Source organism: Pseudomonas sp. PB106, from assembly GCF_009764645.1.
In the GTDB taxonomy this organism is placed as follows: domain Bacteria; phylum Pseudomonadota; class Gammaproteobacteria; order Pseudomonadales; family Pseudomonadaceae; genus Aquipseudomonas.
In genome coordinates this window covers 159,818-176,657 of sequence record NZ_RWIM01000005.1, presented here as the reverse complement: position 1 = coordinate 176,657, position 16,840 = coordinate 159,818, and the positions used below count along the sequence as shown (strand labels likewise).

Sequence of the window (16,840 nt, the reverse complement as noted above, 5' to 3'; positions counted from 1 at the left end):
AAGGCTGCGATCTTTTGATTTTGACCTTTTAAACAGCAAGATCAAAAGATCGCAGCCTTCGGCAGCTCCTACAGGGGGATGTGGTGTTCTCAAGTGTTGCGGTGGGTCAGCGCGCGCTCCATCCGGGCGATGCCTTCTTCGAGCATCGAGCGCGGGCAGCCGAAGTTCAGGCGCACGTATTGCTGATGTTGATCGCCAAAATCCAGACCCGCGCTGAGCCCGACTTTGCCATGTTCAAGGAAGAAGCGTTGCGGGTCGTCCAGGTCCAGCGCCGAGCAATCCAGCCACGCCAGATACGTGCCCTGCGGCACATTGATGGTTACCCCCGGCAAGCGACTGCGTACGGCGTCAACCAGCCAATCACGGTTAGCCTGCAGATAGGTTTTCAGTTCGGCCAGCCACGGCGCGCCTTCGCTGTAGGCCACGCGGGTGGCTTCCATCCCCAGCGGATTGACGCTGTCGACCATGCCGCAGCGGGCGTGATTGACGCGTTCGCGCAGGGCGGCGTTCTGGATGATCATGAATGAAGTCTTGAGGCCGGCGATGTTGTAGGCCTTGCTCGCCGACATCAGGGTGATCGTGCGTTGGGCGATTTCCGGGCTGAGGGATGCGGTCGGAATGTGCACGCGACCGTCGAAGCACAGCTCAGCGTGGATTTCGTCGGAGATGATCCACGCGTCCTGCGCCACGCAGATGTCGGCCACGGCTTGCAGCTCTTTGCGGGCGAACACTTTGCCGAGCGGGTTGTGCGGGTTGCTGAGCAGCAGTGCGCCGCCACCGTTCAGCGACTCACGCAGCGCGTGCAGCGGGGTCAGGTAAGTGCCATCGGCCTGCGCGTCGAATGCCAGCTCGACCTTGTTCAGGCCCCAATGCCCCGGTGCGTGGCGCAGTGGCGGGTAGTTCGGCACTTGCACCACAACGTTCTGCTGCGGCTGTACCAGCGCTCTCAAAGCCATGTTGAAACCGGATTCGACGCCCGGCAGGAAAATCAACTCTTGCGGTTGGACCTGCCAGGCGAACTTGTTCCAGAGATCGGCAACGATGGCTTCGCGCAGGTTGTCCTGGGCGACGCTGTAGCCCACCAGCGGGTGCAGCAGGCGCTGTTGCAGCGCCTCGATGATTACCGGCGGCGCGGCGAAATCCATATCAGCGACCCACATCGGCAGCACGTCAGCCGAATAGCGGCTCCACTTGGTGCTGCCAGTGTTGTGGCGGTCGAATACCTGATCAAAATCGAAAGTCATGCGCGGTCTCGTGAAGGCGGGGTTGGTCCTGCCGGCATTCTAAGCCCATGGCCAGGTGGGAGCACACAAAACCTGTGGGAGCTGGCTTGCCAGCGATGGCGTCGGCACATCCAATAAAGATGGTGGCTGATCCACTGCTATCGCTGGCAAGCCAGCTCCCACAGGGATTGCGGTTGTTAGTAGGAGAGCCGACAAACGGCCGACGGTCGGTTTTCACACAGATCGTGTGGTCATTGTCTACAGTGAAAAAGTCGGCACGCGTTTGCCGCAACCGTGATTGTCCAGATAAAACCCGGCACAAGTACCGGGTTCCACCTGATCAGGAGTGCACGATGGATCTCAGCCGTCGTCAGTTCTTCAAGGTCGCCGGTATCGGCCTTGCAGGCTCTAGCCTGGGCGCGTTGGGCATGGCCCCGACGCCAGCCTTCGCCGAGCAGGTGCGCCACTTCAAGCTTGCCCACACCCATGAAACCCGCAACACCTGCCCGTATTGCTCGGTCGGTTGCGGTTTGATCATGTACAGCCAGGGCGATGGAGCGAAGAACGTAGCGCAAAGCATCATTCACATCGAGGGCGACGCCGACCACCCGGTCAACCGCGGCACTCTCTGCCCGAAAGGCGCAGGCCTTCTCGACTTCATTCACAGCCCCGGCCGTTTGCTCTACCCGCAAACCCGCAAACCGGGCAGCAGTGAGTGGACGCGGATCAGTTGGGACGAAGCGCTCGACCGCATCGCCGACCTGATGAAAACCGACCGCGACGCCAACTTCATCGAGCAGAATGCCAACGGGCAAACGGTGAATCGCTGGCTAAGCACCGGTTTCCTCGCGGCGTCGGCGGCGTCCAACGAAGCCGGCTACATCACCCAGAAGGTGATTCGCAGTCTCGGCATGCTGGGGTTCGATAACCAGGCGCGTGTCTGACACGGCCCGACGGTGGCAAGTCTTGCCCCGACGTACGGCCGTGGTGCCATGACCAATACCTGGACCGATATCGCCAACGCGAATCTGATCCTGGTGATGGGTGGCAACGCAGCAGAAGCGCATCCGTGCGGCTTCAAATGGGTGACCGAGGCCAAAGCGCACAACGCTGCGCGGCTGATCGTGGTCGATCCGCGTTTTACCCGGACCGCTTCGGTGGCCGACTACTACGCGCCGATCCGCACCGGCACTGACATCGCCTTCATGGGCGGGCTGATCAATTACCTGCTGACCGAGGACAAGATCCAGCACGAATACGTGCGCAACTACACCGACATGTCGTTCATCGTCAGAGCCGGCTACGGCTTCGAAGACGGCATTTTCAGCGGCTACGACGCAGAGAAACGCACCTACACCGACAAGTCCGGCTGGGGTTACGAGATGGGCGACGACGGCTTCGTCAAAGTCGACCCGACCTTGCAGGACCCACGTTGCGTCTATCAATTGATGAAGGTGCATTACAGCCGCTACAACATCGACCTCGCCAGCCAGATCTGCGGCATGCCGGTCGACGCCATGCAGAAAATCTGGGAAGAGATTGCCACTTGTTCGATTCCGGGCAAGACCATGACGATTCTCTATGCCCTCGGCTGGACCCAGCACTCGATCGGCGCACAAATCATTCGCAGCGCGGCGATGGTGCAACTGTTGCTGGGCAACGTCGGCATGCCTGGTGGCGGGGTCAACGCCTTGCGCGGTCACTCGAACATTCAGGGGCTGACCGACCTTGGCTTGCTCTCCAACGCACTGCCGGGCTACCTGACCTTGGGGCAGGACAGCGAGCAGGACTACAACGCCTTCATCCACAAACGCACACAAGTGCCGCTGCGTCCGGGGCAACTGTCGTACTGGCAGAACTACAGCAAATTCCACGTCAGCCTGATGAAGTCGTGGTACGGCGCCAACGCCACGGTCGAGAACAATTGGTGCTACGACCATTTGCCGAAACTCGACATTCCCAACTACGACGTGCTGAAGATGTTCGACCTGATGAGCCAAGGCAAGGTCAACGGTTACATGTGCCAGGGCTTCAATCCGATTGCGGCATTGCCGGACAAGAATCGGGTGATGGGCGCACTGGCCAAACTGAAATGGCTGGTGGTGATGGACCCGCTGGCCACCGAAACCTCGGAGTTCTGGCAAAACGTCGGGCCGTACAACGACGTGAAAAGCGCCGACATCCAGACCGAAGTCATACGCCTGCCGACCACCTGTTTTGCCGAAGAGGACGGCTCGCTGGTCAACAGCAGCCGCTGGCTGCAATGGCACTGGAAAGGCGCCGATGGCCCGGGCGAAGCGCAAACCGACATTCGCATCATGAGCGAATTGTTCCTGCGCCTGCGCAAGCGTTATCAGGCCGAGGGCGGCAAATTCCCCGATCCGCTGCTGAAGCTGACCTGGCCGTACAAGATCCCCGACGAGCCTTCGCCGGAGGAATTGGCCAAGGAAATCAACGGCAGTGCTGTCAGCGATTTCACTGATGCCACGGGCGTCGCGGTCAAGGCCGGCTCGCAACTGGCTGGGTTTGGCTTGCTCAAGGATGACGGCAGCACTGCCTCCGGTTGCTGGATTTTCGCCGGCAGCTGGACCGAGGCTGGCAACCAGATGGCCCGTCGCGACAACAGCGATCCGTTCGGCATGCACCAGCATCTGGGCTGGGCGTGGGCCTGGCCGGCCAACCGGCGGATTCTCTACAACCGCGCCTCGGCGGATGTCGCCGGTAAACCGTGGGATCCGAAAAAACGCTTGGTGTGGTGGAACGGCAAGGTCTGGACCGGCACCGATGTGCCGGATTACAAGGCCGACGTACCGCCAGAGGCCGGGATGAACCCGTTCATCATGAACCCCGAAGGCGTGGCGCGGTTCTTTGCTGTCGACAAGATGAACGAGGGCCCATTCCCCGAGCACTACGAGCCGTTCGAAACGCCGATCGGCATCAACCCGTTGCACCCGCAAAACAAGAAAGCCACCAGTAATCCGGCGGCGCGGATCTTCGATTCGGTCTGGGAAACCCTCGGCGAGGCCAAGGACTTCCCGTACGCCGGCACCAGTTACCGGCTCACCGAACATTTCCACTTCTGGAGCAAACACTGCAAGTTGAACGCGATTGCTCAGCCTGAGCAGTTCGTGGAAATCGGCGAAGTGCTGGCGAAAGAGAAGGGCATTGCCGCCGGTGATCGCGTGCGGGTCAGTTGCAAGCGTGGCTTTATCGAAGCGGTGGCGGTAGTGACGAAAAGGATCCGGCCGCTGCAGGTCAACGGCCAGGTCGTGCATCAGATCGGCATCCCGCTGCACTGGGGTTTCACCGGTCTGACGCGCCACGGTTACCTGACCAACACCCTGGTGCCGTTCCTCGGCGATGGCAATACACAGACCCCGGAATCCAAGTCATTCCTGGTCAACGTGGAGAAACTGTAAATGGCCAGCCAAGACATCATTGCCCGCTCGGCCACTACCACGGTGCCGCCGTCGGTGAGGAATCAGGAGGCGGTGGCCAAGCTGATCGACACCACCAAATGCATCGGCTGCAAGGCCTGCCAGGTCGCCTGCTCGGAATGGAACGAGCTGCGCGACGAGGTCGGCCACAACCACGGCACCTACGACAACCCGCAGGATCTGAGCGCGGAAACCTGGACGTTGATGCGCTTCACCGAGCACGAAACCGATGCGGGCAATCTCGAATGGCTGATCCGCAAGGACGGCTGCATGCACTGCGCCGAGCCCGGTTGTCTGGCGGCGTGCCCGAGCCCCGGCGCGATCATCAAGCACGCCAATGGCATCGTCGATTTCGATCAGGATCACTGCATCGGTTGTGGCTATTGCATCACCGGTTGCCCGTTCAACATTCCGCGCATTTCGCAGAAAGATCACAAAGCCTACAAGTGCACCTTGTGTTCGGATCGCGTCGCGGTAGGGCTGGAGCCGGCCTGCGTGAAAACCTGCCCGACCGGCGCCATCGTCTTCGGCACCAAGGAAGACATGAAGGAACACGCCGCCGAGCGCATCGTCGATCTGAAAAGCCGTGGCTTCGAAAACGCTGGTTTATATGACCCGGCAGGCGTTGGCGGCACCCATGTGATGTATGTGTTGCACCACGCCGATACGCCGACGATCTACGCCAACCTGCCGCAGGATCCGGCGATCAGTCCGTTGGTAGGCCTGTGGAAAGGCATCAGTAAACCTCTCGGTCTACTGGCGATGGGCGCGGCGGTGCTGGCCGGGTTCTTCCATTACGTGCGCATCGGCCCGAATCGCGTCGAAGAGGACGAACATCCGGCGCCACCTGACACCTCGGTGCACGTCGTCGACCCGGCGGTGCACACCTTCGATCCACGCGGGGAGGACCGGCCATGAGCAACAAGACGATCCTGCGTTACACCGCCAACCAGCGCACCAATCACTGGCTGGTAGCGATCCTGTTTTTCATGGCCGGGCTGTCGGGGCTGGCGTTGTTCCATCCGTCGCTGTTCTGGCTGAGCAACCTGTTCGGCGGCGGGCCGTGGACGCGGATTCTGCATCCGTACATGGGCATCGCGATGTTTGTGTTTTTCCTTGGTCTGGTGCTGAGTTTCTGGCGCGCCAACTTCTTCATCAGCAACGACGGCAAATGGCTGCGGCGCATTGACCGGGTGCTGGTCAACGATGAAGAAAGCGTTCCGCCGGTGGGCAAATACAACGCCGGGCAAAAGCTGCTGTTCTGGACTTTACTGCTGTGCATGCTCGGTTTGTTGTTCACCGGGCTGGTGATCTGGCGCGCCTGGTTCAGTGCTTATTTCGGCATCACGGTGATTCGCTGGGCGATGCTGTTGCATGCGCTGGCCGGCTTCATTCTGGTGCTGAGCATCATCATTCACATCTACGCCGGACTGTGGATCAAGGGTTCGGTGGACGCGATGCTGCATGGCTGGGTCAGCCGCGCCTGGGCGAAGAAACACCATGAACTGTGGTATCGCGACATCACTCGCGATGAACGTCAACCGGACGTGCCGGAGCGACCGATCACCAAAAAGGGCTGACTTTTGCCAACCATTCTGGAACCTGGGGAAATCGAAGCGGCGGCCAGTTCGCCGCCGTTTCTGCATCTGCCGCCGCCTAATCTGTTTTCGCTGCGTGCTGATCGGCTGGAGCAACTGGCCGAGAGGCATGCGCTGGCCGAGTATCTGCGCTTGATTGCCGGATTGTGCCGGGTGCAGCAGCAGGTGTTCGACGATCCACCGCTCGTAGCGCCGTTCGATCAACAACGGATCGAAGCCTGTCAGCAGCATGGTTTGCCGCCGTTCGCGGCTGATACTTTGGTGCGCGAAGAGGGTTGGCAGGCGTATCTCGGCGCTTTTCTTCAGCGTTATGAGCCTTCGGCTCAACCCGCCGTGCTTGACGCGGTGGACACACTGCGCGCCGCCGATTCCGGACAGCTCCGCTCATGGGCCGTGGCGCTGGTCAGCGGTCAATATTCGATGGTGCCGGCGCAACTGGTGCCGTTTCTCGGCGCGGCGCTGCAAACGGCGTGGAGCCATTGGCTGCTCAGCGCGCCTGACCTGAAACTCAGACCCGGTGACAGCCTCAGCCAATGCCCGGCCTGCGGTTCACCGGCGATGGCCGGGGTGATCCGCCATCGCGGCAAGCACAACGGTTTGCGTTATCTGGTGTGTTCACTGTGTGCCTGTGAATGGCATGTGGTGCGGGTCAAGTGCGTGTATTGCGAATCGAGCAAGGGCCTGGACTATTTCAGCCTTGAGGATGATCGCCATGCCGCCAATCAGGCGCCGATCAGGGCGGAGGTCTGTCCGGGCTGTAACAGTTATCTGAAACTGGTGTACCTGGAAAACGATGCCGATGCGGAGGCATTGTCGGCGGATTTGAGCAGTTTGCTGCTGGACATGCGTCTGGCGCAGGACGGCTATCAGCGGCTGGCACCGAATCTGTTGCTGGCTCCGGGAGACGAGTGACAGCAGGGTCTACACTCTTGCGCAGTGATCTGTCTCCAGGAGTGGCTGATGTCCCTGCGGTTACCTTCCATTGATGGTTTGTTGCGTCACCCGGCGTGTGTGCCTTTGCTTGAGCGTCACGGGCGTGAGTCGCTGCTGGCGAATTTGCGGCAGTTGCTCGATGAATTGCGGCCCGGCGTGGTGAACGGGCAATTGGCGGCGGTAGAAATCAGTCCCGAAGTGTTGGCCGGTCGCGTCGGTGAGCGCTTGGCACAACAGCAACGTAGCAGCGTGCGCCGGGTGTTCAATCTCACCGGCACCGTGCTGCACACCAACCTCGGTCGAGCGCTTCTACCCGACGAAGCCATCGACGCCGTGCAAATGGCCGCGCGTTATCCACTCAATCTGGAATTCGATCTGGCCAGCGGCAAACGCGGCGATCGCGATGACCTGATCGAAGGCCTGATACGCGAACTGACCGGCGCCGAAGCCGTCACCGTGGTCAACAACAATGCCGCCGCCGTGCTGCTGACGCTCAACAGTCTGGGCGCGCGCAAGGAAGGCATCATTTCCCGTGGCGAGCTGATCGAGATTGGCGGCGCCTTCCGCATTCCCGACATCATGGCCCGCGCCGGCGTGCGTCTGCACGAGGTCGGCACCACCAATCGCACCCACGCTCGCGACTACGAAGCGGCGATCAGCCCACGCAGCGGTTTGATCATGCGCGTGCACCCGAGCAACTACAGCATCGAAGGCTTCACCGCGCGCGTGCCGACTGCGGAACTGGCCGAGTTGGCCCATCGACATGGCTTGCCGCTGCTGGAAGATCTCGGCAGCGGCAGTCTGCTCGACCTGACCCGTTGGGGCTTGCCGGCAGAACCGACGGTGCGTCAGGCGCTGCTCGATGGCGCGGACATCGTTACCTTCAGCGGCGACAAATTGCTCGGCGGGCCGCAGGCCGGATTGATCGTCGGGCGCAAAGAACTGATCGCGAAGATCAAGAAGAACCCACTGAAACGCGCATTGCGGGTCGATAAATTGACCTTGGCGGCGCTGGAAGCGGTGCTCGGTCTGTATCGCGATCCGGACCGTCTCGCTGAGCGCTTGCCGAGTTTGCGCCTGCTGACGCGCCCGCAGGCCGACATCTTCGCGCAGGCCTCACGCTTGCAACCGGCGCTGGCTGACGTGCTGGGGGAAACCTGGGCGGTCAGTGCCGTACACGCCTTGGGCATGATCGGCAGCGGCAGCCAACCGGTCGCGCGCCTGCCGAGTGCGGCGCTGTGTTGTCGCCCGCAGGTTTCGAAGCGGTTGCGTGGGCGTTGCCTGTTAAATCTGGAAGCGGCGTTGCGTGGGTTGCCGATCCCCGTGCTCGGGCGTATCGACGACGATGCGCTGTGGCTCGATCTGCGCCAACTCGACGACGAACCAGCATGGCTCGCCCAGCTGCCGCACTTGCAGGTCGATCAGTGATCGTCGGCACTGCGGGGCACATCGACCACGGCAAGACGTCGCTGCTGCAAGCCCTGACCGGGCAAACCGGCGACCGCCGCCCGCAGGAACGCGAGCGCGGGATGACCATCGACTTGGGTTATCTGTATGCCGAACTTGAGCCGGGCGCCGGACTGACCGGATTTATCGACGTGCCCGGCCACGAGAAATTCACTCACAACATGCTTGCCGGAGCGCAGGGCATCGATCTGGTGTTGCTGGTGGTCGCAGCGGATGACGGCGTGATGCTGCAGACGCGCGAGCATCTGGCGATTGTCGAATTGCTCGGCATTCCCCGAGCGCTGGTGGCGATCACCAAATGTGATCGGGTCGAGGCGGGCAGGGTGGAAGAAGTGCAGCGCCAGGTTCTCGATTTGCTGGAACCTGGGCCGTTTGCCGAGGCGCCGGTTGTGATTGTGTCGAGTGTGACCGGGCAGGGCGTTGATGAGCTGCGTGAGACGTTGTTGCACACGCAGCGTGAAGTATTGGCGCGCAGTCGCGAAGGTGGTTTTCGGCTGGCCATTGATCGGGCCTTCAGCGTGGCCGGCGCGGGGATTGTGGTCACCGGGACGGCGTTGTCCGGGGTGGTTTCTGTTGCAGACAAACTCACCCTCGGACCTTCCGGAAAATCGGTCAGGGTTCGCGGATTGCACGCGCAGAATCAGGCTGCAGAGCAAGCCTTCGCTGGGCAACGGGTGGCGCTGAATCTGAGCGGCGAACGCCTTGAACTGGCGCAGATTCATCGCGGGCAATGGCTGGTGTCGGAGTGGTTGCACGCCCCGACTCAGCGGGTGGATATCGAATTCCAACTCCTGCCCGGCGAACGCACCTTCGAGCACTTTCACCCGGTGCATGTGCACCTTGGCACACAGGATGTGATTGCCCGCGTCGCGTTGCTCGAAGGCCCACGCTTAAGCCCTGGTGAACGCATGTTCGCGCAGCTGCTGATCAACGCGCCCGTGCACGCGGTGAAGGGCGATCGGCTGATCCTGCGCGACTCCAGCGCCCAACGTACTCTCGGCGGCGGGCGCGTACTCGATCCGTTCGCGCCGGCCCGCCAACGCCGCAGCCCGGAGCGTCTGGCGCAACTGCATGCGTTACTGAGCAGCAACAGCCTCGAGCAAGCCTTGCCCGTGCTGTTGAATCACAGCGCCGGCGGCCTCGACCCACAGCGACTGGAACGCCAATTCAATCGCCCGCGCTCGACGTGGTCGTTGGCGGAAAACGTACGCCTGATCGACACCCGCCAAGGCCCGGTGCTTTTCAACCTGCAGCGCTGGGGCCAGCTGAAATTCAACTTGCTGGAGCAATTGGCGAAGTTTCATGAGCTGGAACCCGACCATATGGGCCCGGATCGCGATCGCTTGCGGCGCTTCAGCGGTTTGGCGCTGGAGCGTTCAACGTTTTCCAGCCTGCTCGACGAATTGCGCGAAGCGGGATCGATCAATGCCAGCGGCCCATGGCTGCATTTGCCCGATCACCAAGTGCGCTTGAACGCTGAAGACGAAACCCTGTGGCAGCAGATGCAGCCGCTGTTTGAAAACGCCGGGTTCGATCCGCCGTGGGTACGCGATGTGGCGAAAATGCTCGGTCAGGACGATGCTGCGGTGCGCCTGCTGTTGCGCAAATTGGCGCGTCTGGGATTGATGCACCAGGTGGTGCGTGACCTGTTTCTGAGCGACGTGCAATTGCGGCAAATGGCAGCGGTGTTGTTGAAACTCGCCGAGGAAAATCCGTCGATCCAGGTGACAACCTTCCGCGATGCGCTAGGCTTGGGACGCAAACGCTGCATTCAGTACCTCGAATATTTCGACCGCCTCGGCCTGACCCGACGCACTGGCGAATCCCGCCAGATCCGCCCCGACAACGCGCTGGCCCACGCCGACGCACACTGAGTTCAAGGAAGGCAATCGCGCCCGGTGGCGCGGCCGGGCTTCAAACCCGGTTGGGGACGGCATCCGTTCCCGGGCAGGTTCGACTCCGGCTGCCTTCCGCCAATAATTCCGGTTAACATGCAAACCTTCCGAAATTTTGAAGGTCTGCCATGGATAGCTATGTAAATCCCCGCACTATGCTAATTAAAGAAAAGAACAAAGACTTCACTGATTTTGATGGGTTTCGTGAAGCACTTGCTTACTTTATAAGCACAGAAACAGGAAGGCCGTTTAGGGCAATTAGTGTGGGTAAGGGCGGGAAGTTTAAAATGCTTCCGCAAACCTTGGCTAAAATAAATCAAAAAGAACTTCACTTGCATCATATTCATTTTCCTGGCGGTGCTGAAGGCGAGAAAATAATAAGATCGTTGGAGTGTTTTCGAACTATTCGCTTCACTCAATGTAATTTTTCAGCAAAAAAAATACCTTTATCCTTTCCGAGGGTTTCTTTTTTTGATTGTCGGTTTATATCCGAGTACGAAGTGGTTGAGATGAAGTTGCGAAAAGAGTTTTCTTATGATGACTGTCTCTATCAAAAATGTACTTTTGAGAGGGAGGTAGTTTGTGTGGGGGAGGATCAAAAAGAAAGGAAGATTATTAGCAATCCTCTTTTCTCAGGTTGCATTTTTTCTGAGGGGATCAAGCTAGAAGGCCTAGAGTTAAATGGCTACTTGTTTGATGGGGATGCACGATACCCTACAATCGTCGGAAAAATAATAGCGAATGAATGCGTATTTCACGATGCTACTTATTTAAATGATATGAATTCGATGGATATGGCGAAATTTGTCTCTTGTGTGTTTAAGGGGAAGTTCGAGTTTAAGAACAATGTCGCAAGGGAGCTGTTAGTAGATAATTGTAACTTCGAAAAAATGGCGGATTTCTATGGAGGCAATATATTTGAGATGACTTTGACCAAAAGTATTTTTAGCAAATTTGCAGGATTTGAAAACTGTATTTTTGGACTGCTTGGCAGCAAAGATGCTTTTGGTCAGTTTGTGTCTATGGAAAAGCCGACGGGTAAGACAGTAACTCTGCGGTTTGTTACGTTTTTGGAATTCGCGAGCTTTAGAGGAGCGAAATTTAAGGGAGGGTTGGATGTTGAAAAAATAAATACCATGGAAACTCCAAATTTTCATAATGTTGAGCTGGATTTTGAAGGGAGTAATAGAGAGACCTTTCGTGCGATAAAGCATGCACTTGATAATCATGGTGGACATATAGAAGCAAATAATTTTTTTGCGCTTGAAATGAAAAAGTACAAAAAAGAGATAGTCGGCCGGTGGCCAGACCGCTTGGTGTACAGTGCCAGCAAATTTTTTTCCAATTTTGGCCAGTGTTATATCTGTGCCGTTTCATGGATTTCGGTTTTGTCGATGGTTTTTTATCTCCTGACTATCGCGCAGACACACAATTGCCTCTATAAAATCTACCCAGAATACAATCCATTGATATCGAAAATATCTGACTTTTTCAATGGTTGGGCATCAGGGTTTTTACCATTCAAGCAATTTTTAAGGCCAGGCATGGAGTTTGTAAGTCTGGTTTTTTCTGTTGCGTTTGGCGTACTGATTTGGCAAGTGATAGTTTCTATGAAACGACTTATTAAACGTTGATCTGGTCGTCTTGTTTTGCGGATAAACGTTGCTTTCCTGAGGGTAAAAATTTTACGAGGAGTTTTTAGTTAGAGTAGTTGAGTCGATGCTGCAGTGTGTTTGCTCCGATTGTGCAATACATGTGGTTGTTTTTTTGCCTTGATTTGAAATTAGATTATGTGTTGGCGCGTCGACACCTACAGCGTTTTCCGTCTCAAAACAGTGCAGTTTCGCGGCGTTCGGCTAAAGATATCGAAAGATGAAGTAAGAATGTCGATGTAGAGATTGGCCTGATCCAGACCCTTTGCTGCGTCGTATAACCCAGATCGCCTCGAGGTCACCCTCAGCGGCGGAGGGTAGGCGGTATTCAGCCCTGCACGCTCAACATTCTCTTCTTGAACGCCTTGGGATCGAAGGGGCGAGGTGTTCCACTGGACTCACCTTCCGAAATAGCTGCTCGGATGGTTTCCAGTTCGGCGTATGGCTTCTGTTCACGGCAGATCAGATCGCGGATGTATTCGCTGTCGTTGTTGTAATTGCCGGCTTCGGTCTGGGCTCTGATCCAGTGGCCTTGCTGCTCAGTCAAGGTGATGGTTTTTCGTACGGTTACCATGAGCGGGCCTCCGGAGGATGGTCGAACATGCGCGAAAGCAACAAGCAAGGAACGTGTTCTGCCCCTGTTTAGCCCTGTGGCGAGAGCGCTTGCTCCCTCGCCATAGGATTGCCGGGTGCAGATCAGCCCGGCAATTCCAGATTATCCATCACCCGACTTACAGCCAACTCGCCGAGCATGATCAGTTGCGCAATCCCCAGCAGCGTCCTGCGTTGCGACGCCGGTATGAGGTGGGCGAAGTCATGGGCGATGGTTCTGGCCGAGGCGAGTGTTTCGCAGGCATCGGCCAGCAGTTCTTCATTTTTGAAGTCGGCGGTGACGGCGTACATTCTGCGGGTTTTACGGGGCGGTGGGGTGGAGCCGGGCGGGCAGAGGTAGTGATCGAGGGCGCGGTCGGCAGCTTCGTGGAGTTTTTTTGAATCGAGGGATTCGTAGGGGGAGGTGGTGTTGGTTTCGGGTGGGTTTGGCGTTGGTTTGATCATGGTAAAGCTCCCTGAGAAATGGAGCCGTCAACCCTCGCTGCTAAACGGATAGGGTGGCGGCTGTACGCGGGTTAGCAGACCAGGCTCAAGGATCCCGGCGCACCGAAGTGCCCCACGCAAAGCCGCCATAACGTAATGGCGATACTCGCGTGCCTTGAAATTGCCGAGCTGCTAAACCCGATCGCTGATTCGTCAGCGACCGCACCACAATAGAACCTGACCCCAAGGCGCACAAGCCGGCGGATTCTGGAGTAGCTGTAGGCAATAGCGCAAGAATTTGTAGCCTGGAAGGCGTGTCTGGAGGTGTCTTTTAAACGCTCCAGTTTAAAAGGCGAAAGGCAGGCGAAAATCCGTGGGCAAACGTGGTCTCTCTCTGATAACGCTTCAGTCAGCATGAGTGTTGCTGAAAAGACGCTATCGCGAGCAGGCTCACTCCTACAGGGGATAGCGTTTCAAATCGGGAGAGGCGGTGGTTTAGAAACCCAGTGGATACTGGATCACCACGTAGATCCGGTCGATGTCATCCCCAGCCTGCGCCTCATCCGCCCGATGCGAAACGTGCGATAGCTGCACTGACAGATCCTTCGCGGTGCCCGACTGCACGATGTATTTCAGATCAATATCCCGTTCCCAATGCTTGCCGCCATCACCTTGCTGCGGCTGATACCCGCCGCTGTCGGCATCGAACGGGTAGTAGGCGCCGCCCTGTGGCGCGTGGGTGCCGTCGATGTGGCTGCCGGTGACGTAGCGGGTCATGAAGGTCAGGCCTGGGATGCCGAAGGCGCCGAGGTCGAGGTCGTAGCGCGCTTGCCAGGAGCGTTCGCCGGCGCCGTTGAAGTCGGCGTATTTGATCGAGTTGGCGAGGTAGATCGAGTCGCCGCCGACGAAATCGAACGGTGTGTCGCCATCGATCCGTTGCCAGCCGAGCATCACGCCGTGGGCGCCGAAGGTGTATTTGCCGGAGAGGCTGAACGCTGTGTTGTCGATGGCGCCGGCCAAGGCGCGACCGGTGTCGCGGGTGTGGTAGAGGTTGGCGTCGAGCAGCACGCCGGACTGTTTGAAATGCAGATTGCCGTAGTACTGGTGCCAAGTGTCGCTGAGTTCCGAGGCATACAGCGAACCGCCGACGGGGCTGTCGCCGAACAGATCCGCGCCGAGGAAGCTGATCCCGCTGGCCTCGGTGTTGGCGCCGTAGCCATAGAAGTCGCCGTGACCGGAAGAACTGTCCTGGTTCTTGAAGGCGGTGAAGTGCCCGGCAACGAGATTAACGTTGTCGATTTCACGGCTGTTTAAGAGAAACCCGGTGGCGTATTCCGGTTGCAGGCGTTTGTCCGAGGTATCGAAAACGGGCGTTTCCACGGTCATTTCGCCAAAGGCGAGGGTGGTGCGCGAAACCTTTAATTTGAACGCGCCACCTGCGTCGGAGTAATTCGATTCGCTGCGACCGCTGCTGTCGACCGGTAGCAATCCGGTGCCGGAATGTCCTTTGCCGCCATCCAGTTTCAGGCCGAGAAAGGCGTGGGCATCAACGCCGAACCCGACGCTGCCCGGCGTGAAACCCGAGGTGAAGGTGCCGATAAAGCCTTGCGCCCATTCCTGCTTGTAGTTTTTGCCCGCGGGCGAGGGTGAGCGGTAGTCGTTGCTCAAGTAGAAGTTGCGGCTGAGCACTTCGGTTTTCGAATCGTCGAGAAAACCGCTGGCACTGGCGGTTGCCTGTAGACCGCAGAGCAAGGTGAGCAGGCTGAGACGCGAAGGGGCACGGTCGATCATGGTCAGTGGCCAGCAATTAAGTTGGCTGAATGATCGAGGGATATCCGCTGACAAGATTGAGCCGATGTGCTGAATTGCACTGACGCCATCGCCAGCAGGGCTGGCTCCCACAGGGTTTTGTGTCGGTCACACAATCCGGGGCAACCCAAATCATTGTGGGAGCTGGCTTGCCAGCGATGGCGGTGGCTCAGTCAATGGAGCTGTTGACTGTGCTTGCCTCATCGCTGGCAAGCCAGCTCCCACAGGTTTCTGTGCTGACCACTAAAGTCATGCACAGCACTGATCATTGTGCGAGCTTGCCCCGCAAGCGATGGCGGTGGGTCATGCAACACGAATGTCACTGATCCAGCGCTATCGCGAGCAGGCTCGCTCCTACATAAGTTAGGGGTTAGAGGACGCCGTACTCACGCGCGGTGCGATCCACGGCGATGCGGGTCTTGTCGATCAGTTCGTCCAGCTCGGCGCGGGTGGCGATCAATGCCGGTGCCATGATCATTCGGCCCAGCGTCGAGCGAATGATCAAGCCTTCTTCAAAACCAATCGTACGGCAGCGCCAGGCGATGTCGTTCTCGTTGGCGAAACGCTTGCGGGTTGCCTTGTCTTCCGCGAACTGCAACGCCGCTACCAGTCCCGCGCCCTGAATCTCGCCCACCAACGGATGGTTGCCGAACACTTCGCGCAGGCAGTTTTGCAGATACGGGCCAGTGTCGTTTTTTACCTGAGTGACCACGCCTTCATCGCGCAACGCCTTGAGGTTGGCGATGGCCACCGCAGCGGCGACCGGGTGGCCGGAGTAGGTGAGGCCGTGAGCAAACACACCACCTTTCTCGACCAGCGCCTCCGCCATGCGCCGCGACAGAATCAAACCGCCCATAGGGATGTAGCCGGAGGTCAGGCCCTTGGCGATCGACAAGGTATCCGGTTCAAAATCGAAGGCCTGATGGGCAAACCATTCGCCGGTACGACCGAACCCGCCAATCACTTCGTCCGCGCACAACAACACGTCATGTTTGCGGCAGATCCGCTGGATCTCCGGCCAATAAGTCGCCGGCGGAATGATCATGCCGCCCGCGCCCTGGAACGGTTCGGCAACAAACGCGGCGACCTTGTCGGCGCCCAGTTCGAGAATCTTGTCTTCCAGTTGCTGCGCAGCCTTCAAACCGAATTGCTCCGGCGTCAGATCACCTTCGTGAGCAAACCAGTACGGCTCATCAATGTGCGCGACATCCGGGATGGTACCGCCCATTTCATGCATGAACTTCATGCCGCCCAGCGCCGTCGCGGCGAGGGTGGAGCCGTGGTAGCCGTTCCAGCGGCCGATCATGATTTTCTTCTCGGGCTGACCCATCACTTGCCAGAACTTGCGCACGGTGCGGATCAGCACTTCGTTGGCTTCGGAACCGGAGTTGGTGTAGATCGCATGGCTGTAGTGCTTGGGCAGCAGGCTGAAGAGCAGCTCTGACAGCTCGATCACCGCCGGGTGAGTGGTGTGGAAGAACATGTTGTAGTAGGGCAGTTGTTCCAGTTGTTTCGTCGCCGCTGCGGCCAGATCCTTGCGGCCGTAGCCGAGGTTGGTGCACCACAGGCCAGACATGCCGTCCAGATAACGATTGCCGTCGTTGTCCCACAGCGCCAGGCGATCACCGCTGACCATCACCCGCGGACCTTCCTCGTTGAGGGCTTTCTGATCGACGAACGCGTGGATGTGGTGGGCGGCGTCGGCATCCTGATAATCACGGGTACTGCGAGTCGGATCGAATTCGGCGGACATGGCTGATCTCCAGAAATGGGCGAGTGAGTGCGTTCATA

At 58.5% G+C, this 16,840-nt stretch carries 12 protein-coding genes and 1 tRNA gene; 8 read left to right on the top strand and 5 right to left on the bottom strand.

All coding sequences use genetic code 11. From position 1 onward, the window contains the following. Positions 1 to 89: 89 nt before the first annotated feature. Entirely contained in the window at positions 90 to 1,244 is a 1,155-nt protein-coding gene (locus EJA71_RS01430) for a MalY/PatB family protein (RefSeq protein ID WP_158953669.1), read from the bottom strand. Between the two features lie 332 nt (positions 1,245 to 1,576). Between EJA71_RS01430 and fdnG the strand changes: the two genes are divergently transcribed. The 8 genes from fdnG to EJA71_RS01390 all read left to right on the top strand — a co-directional run bounded on the left by fdnG (position 1,577) and on the right by EJA71_RS01390 (position 12,187). Then, positions 1,577 to 4,642 (top strand): formate dehydrogenase-N subunit alpha, encoded by a 3,066-nt coding sequence (gene fdnG / locus EJA71_RS01425; protein WP_158953667.1) that lies wholly within the window; start codon positions 1,577 to 1,579, stop codon positions 4,640 to 4,642. Then, a complete protein-coding gene (fdxH, locus tag EJA71_RS01420; protein WP_110719271.1) occupies positions 4,643 to 5,578 on the top strand; it encodes a formate dehydrogenase subunit beta in 936 nt (311 codons plus the stop codon). It begins immediately after the preceding gene. Beyond that, on the top strand, positions 5,575 to 6,240 hold the full coding sequence (locus tag EJA71_RS01415) for a formate dehydrogenase subunit gamma (protein ID WP_158953665.1): 666 nt from the start codon (positions 5,575 to 5,577) through the stop codon (positions 6,238 to 6,240). The genes fdxH and EJA71_RS01415 overlap by 4 nt, the downstream gene beginning before the upstream one ends. 3 nt (positions 6,241 to 6,243) lie before the next feature. Further along, positions 6,244 to 7,170 carry a formate dehydrogenase accessory protein FdhE gene (gene fdhE / locus EJA71_RS01410; protein WP_158953663.1) on the top strand — a complete coding sequence of 309 codons (927 nt, stop codon included), beginning with the start codon at positions 6,244 to 6,246 and terminating at the stop codon, positions 7,168 to 7,170. Positions 7,171 to 7,215: 45 nt separating this feature from the next. Continuing rightward, positions 7,216 to 8,619: an L-seryl-tRNA(Sec) selenium transferase gene (gene selA / locus EJA71_RS01405; RefSeq protein WP_178113638.1), complete on the top strand. Its 1,404-nt coding sequence runs from the start codon at positions 7,216 to 7,218 to the stop codon at positions 8,617 to 8,619. Then, entirely contained in the window at positions 8,616 to 10,532 is a 1,917-nt protein-coding gene (selB, locus tag EJA71_RS01400) for a selenocysteine-specific translation elongation factor (RefSeq protein WP_158953689.1), read from the top strand. Before selA ends, selB begins: the two co-directional genes overlap by 4 nt. Positions 10,533 to 10,538: 6 nt before the next feature. Then, a tRNA-Sec gene (locus EJA71_RS01395) sits at positions 10,539 to 10,634 on the top strand. A gap of 47 nt (positions 10,635 to 10,681) precedes the next feature. Next, positions 10,682 to 12,187 carry a hypothetical protein gene (locus tag EJA71_RS01390; RefSeq protein ID WP_158953659.1) on the top strand — a complete coding sequence of 502 codons (1,506 nt, stop codon included), beginning with the start codon at positions 10,682 to 10,684 and terminating at the stop codon, positions 12,185 to 12,187. A 346-nt stretch (positions 12,188 to 12,533) separates the two neighbouring features. Here the strand turns inward: EJA71_RS01390 and EJA71_RS01385 are convergent, their stop codons facing one another. The 4 genes from EJA71_RS01385 to EJA71_RS01370 form a co-directional block, all read right to left on the bottom strand. Beyond that, positions 12,534 to 12,779 carry a type II toxin-antitoxin system ParD family antitoxin gene (locus EJA71_RS01385; protein WP_158953657.1) on the bottom strand — a complete coding sequence of 82 codons (246 nt, stop codon included), beginning with the start codon at positions 12,777 to 12,779 and terminating at the stop codon, positions 12,534 to 12,536. 122 nt (positions 12,780 to 12,901) lie between these two features. Then, the gene (locus EJA71_RS01380; RefSeq protein WP_158953655.1) at positions 12,902 to 13,261 is read right to left on the bottom strand and encodes a DUF6124 family protein; all 360 of its coding nucleotides are present in this window, start codon (positions 13,259 to 13,261) and stop codon (positions 12,902 to 12,904) included. A 474-nt stretch (positions 13,262 to 13,735) separates the two neighbouring features. After that, positions 13,736 to 15,031, bottom strand: coding sequence for an OprD family porin (locus tag EJA71_RS01375; RefSeq protein ID WP_158953653.1), 1,296 nt, complete (start codon positions 15,029 to 15,031; stop codon positions 13,736 to 13,738). Between the two features lie 388 nt (positions 15,032 to 15,419). Continuing rightward, a complete protein-coding gene (locus EJA71_RS01370; RefSeq protein WP_158953651.1) occupies positions 15,420 to 16,802 on the bottom strand; it encodes an aspartate aminotransferase family protein in 1,383 nt (460 codons plus the stop codon). Positions 16,803 to 16,840: the final 38 nt, after the last annotated feature.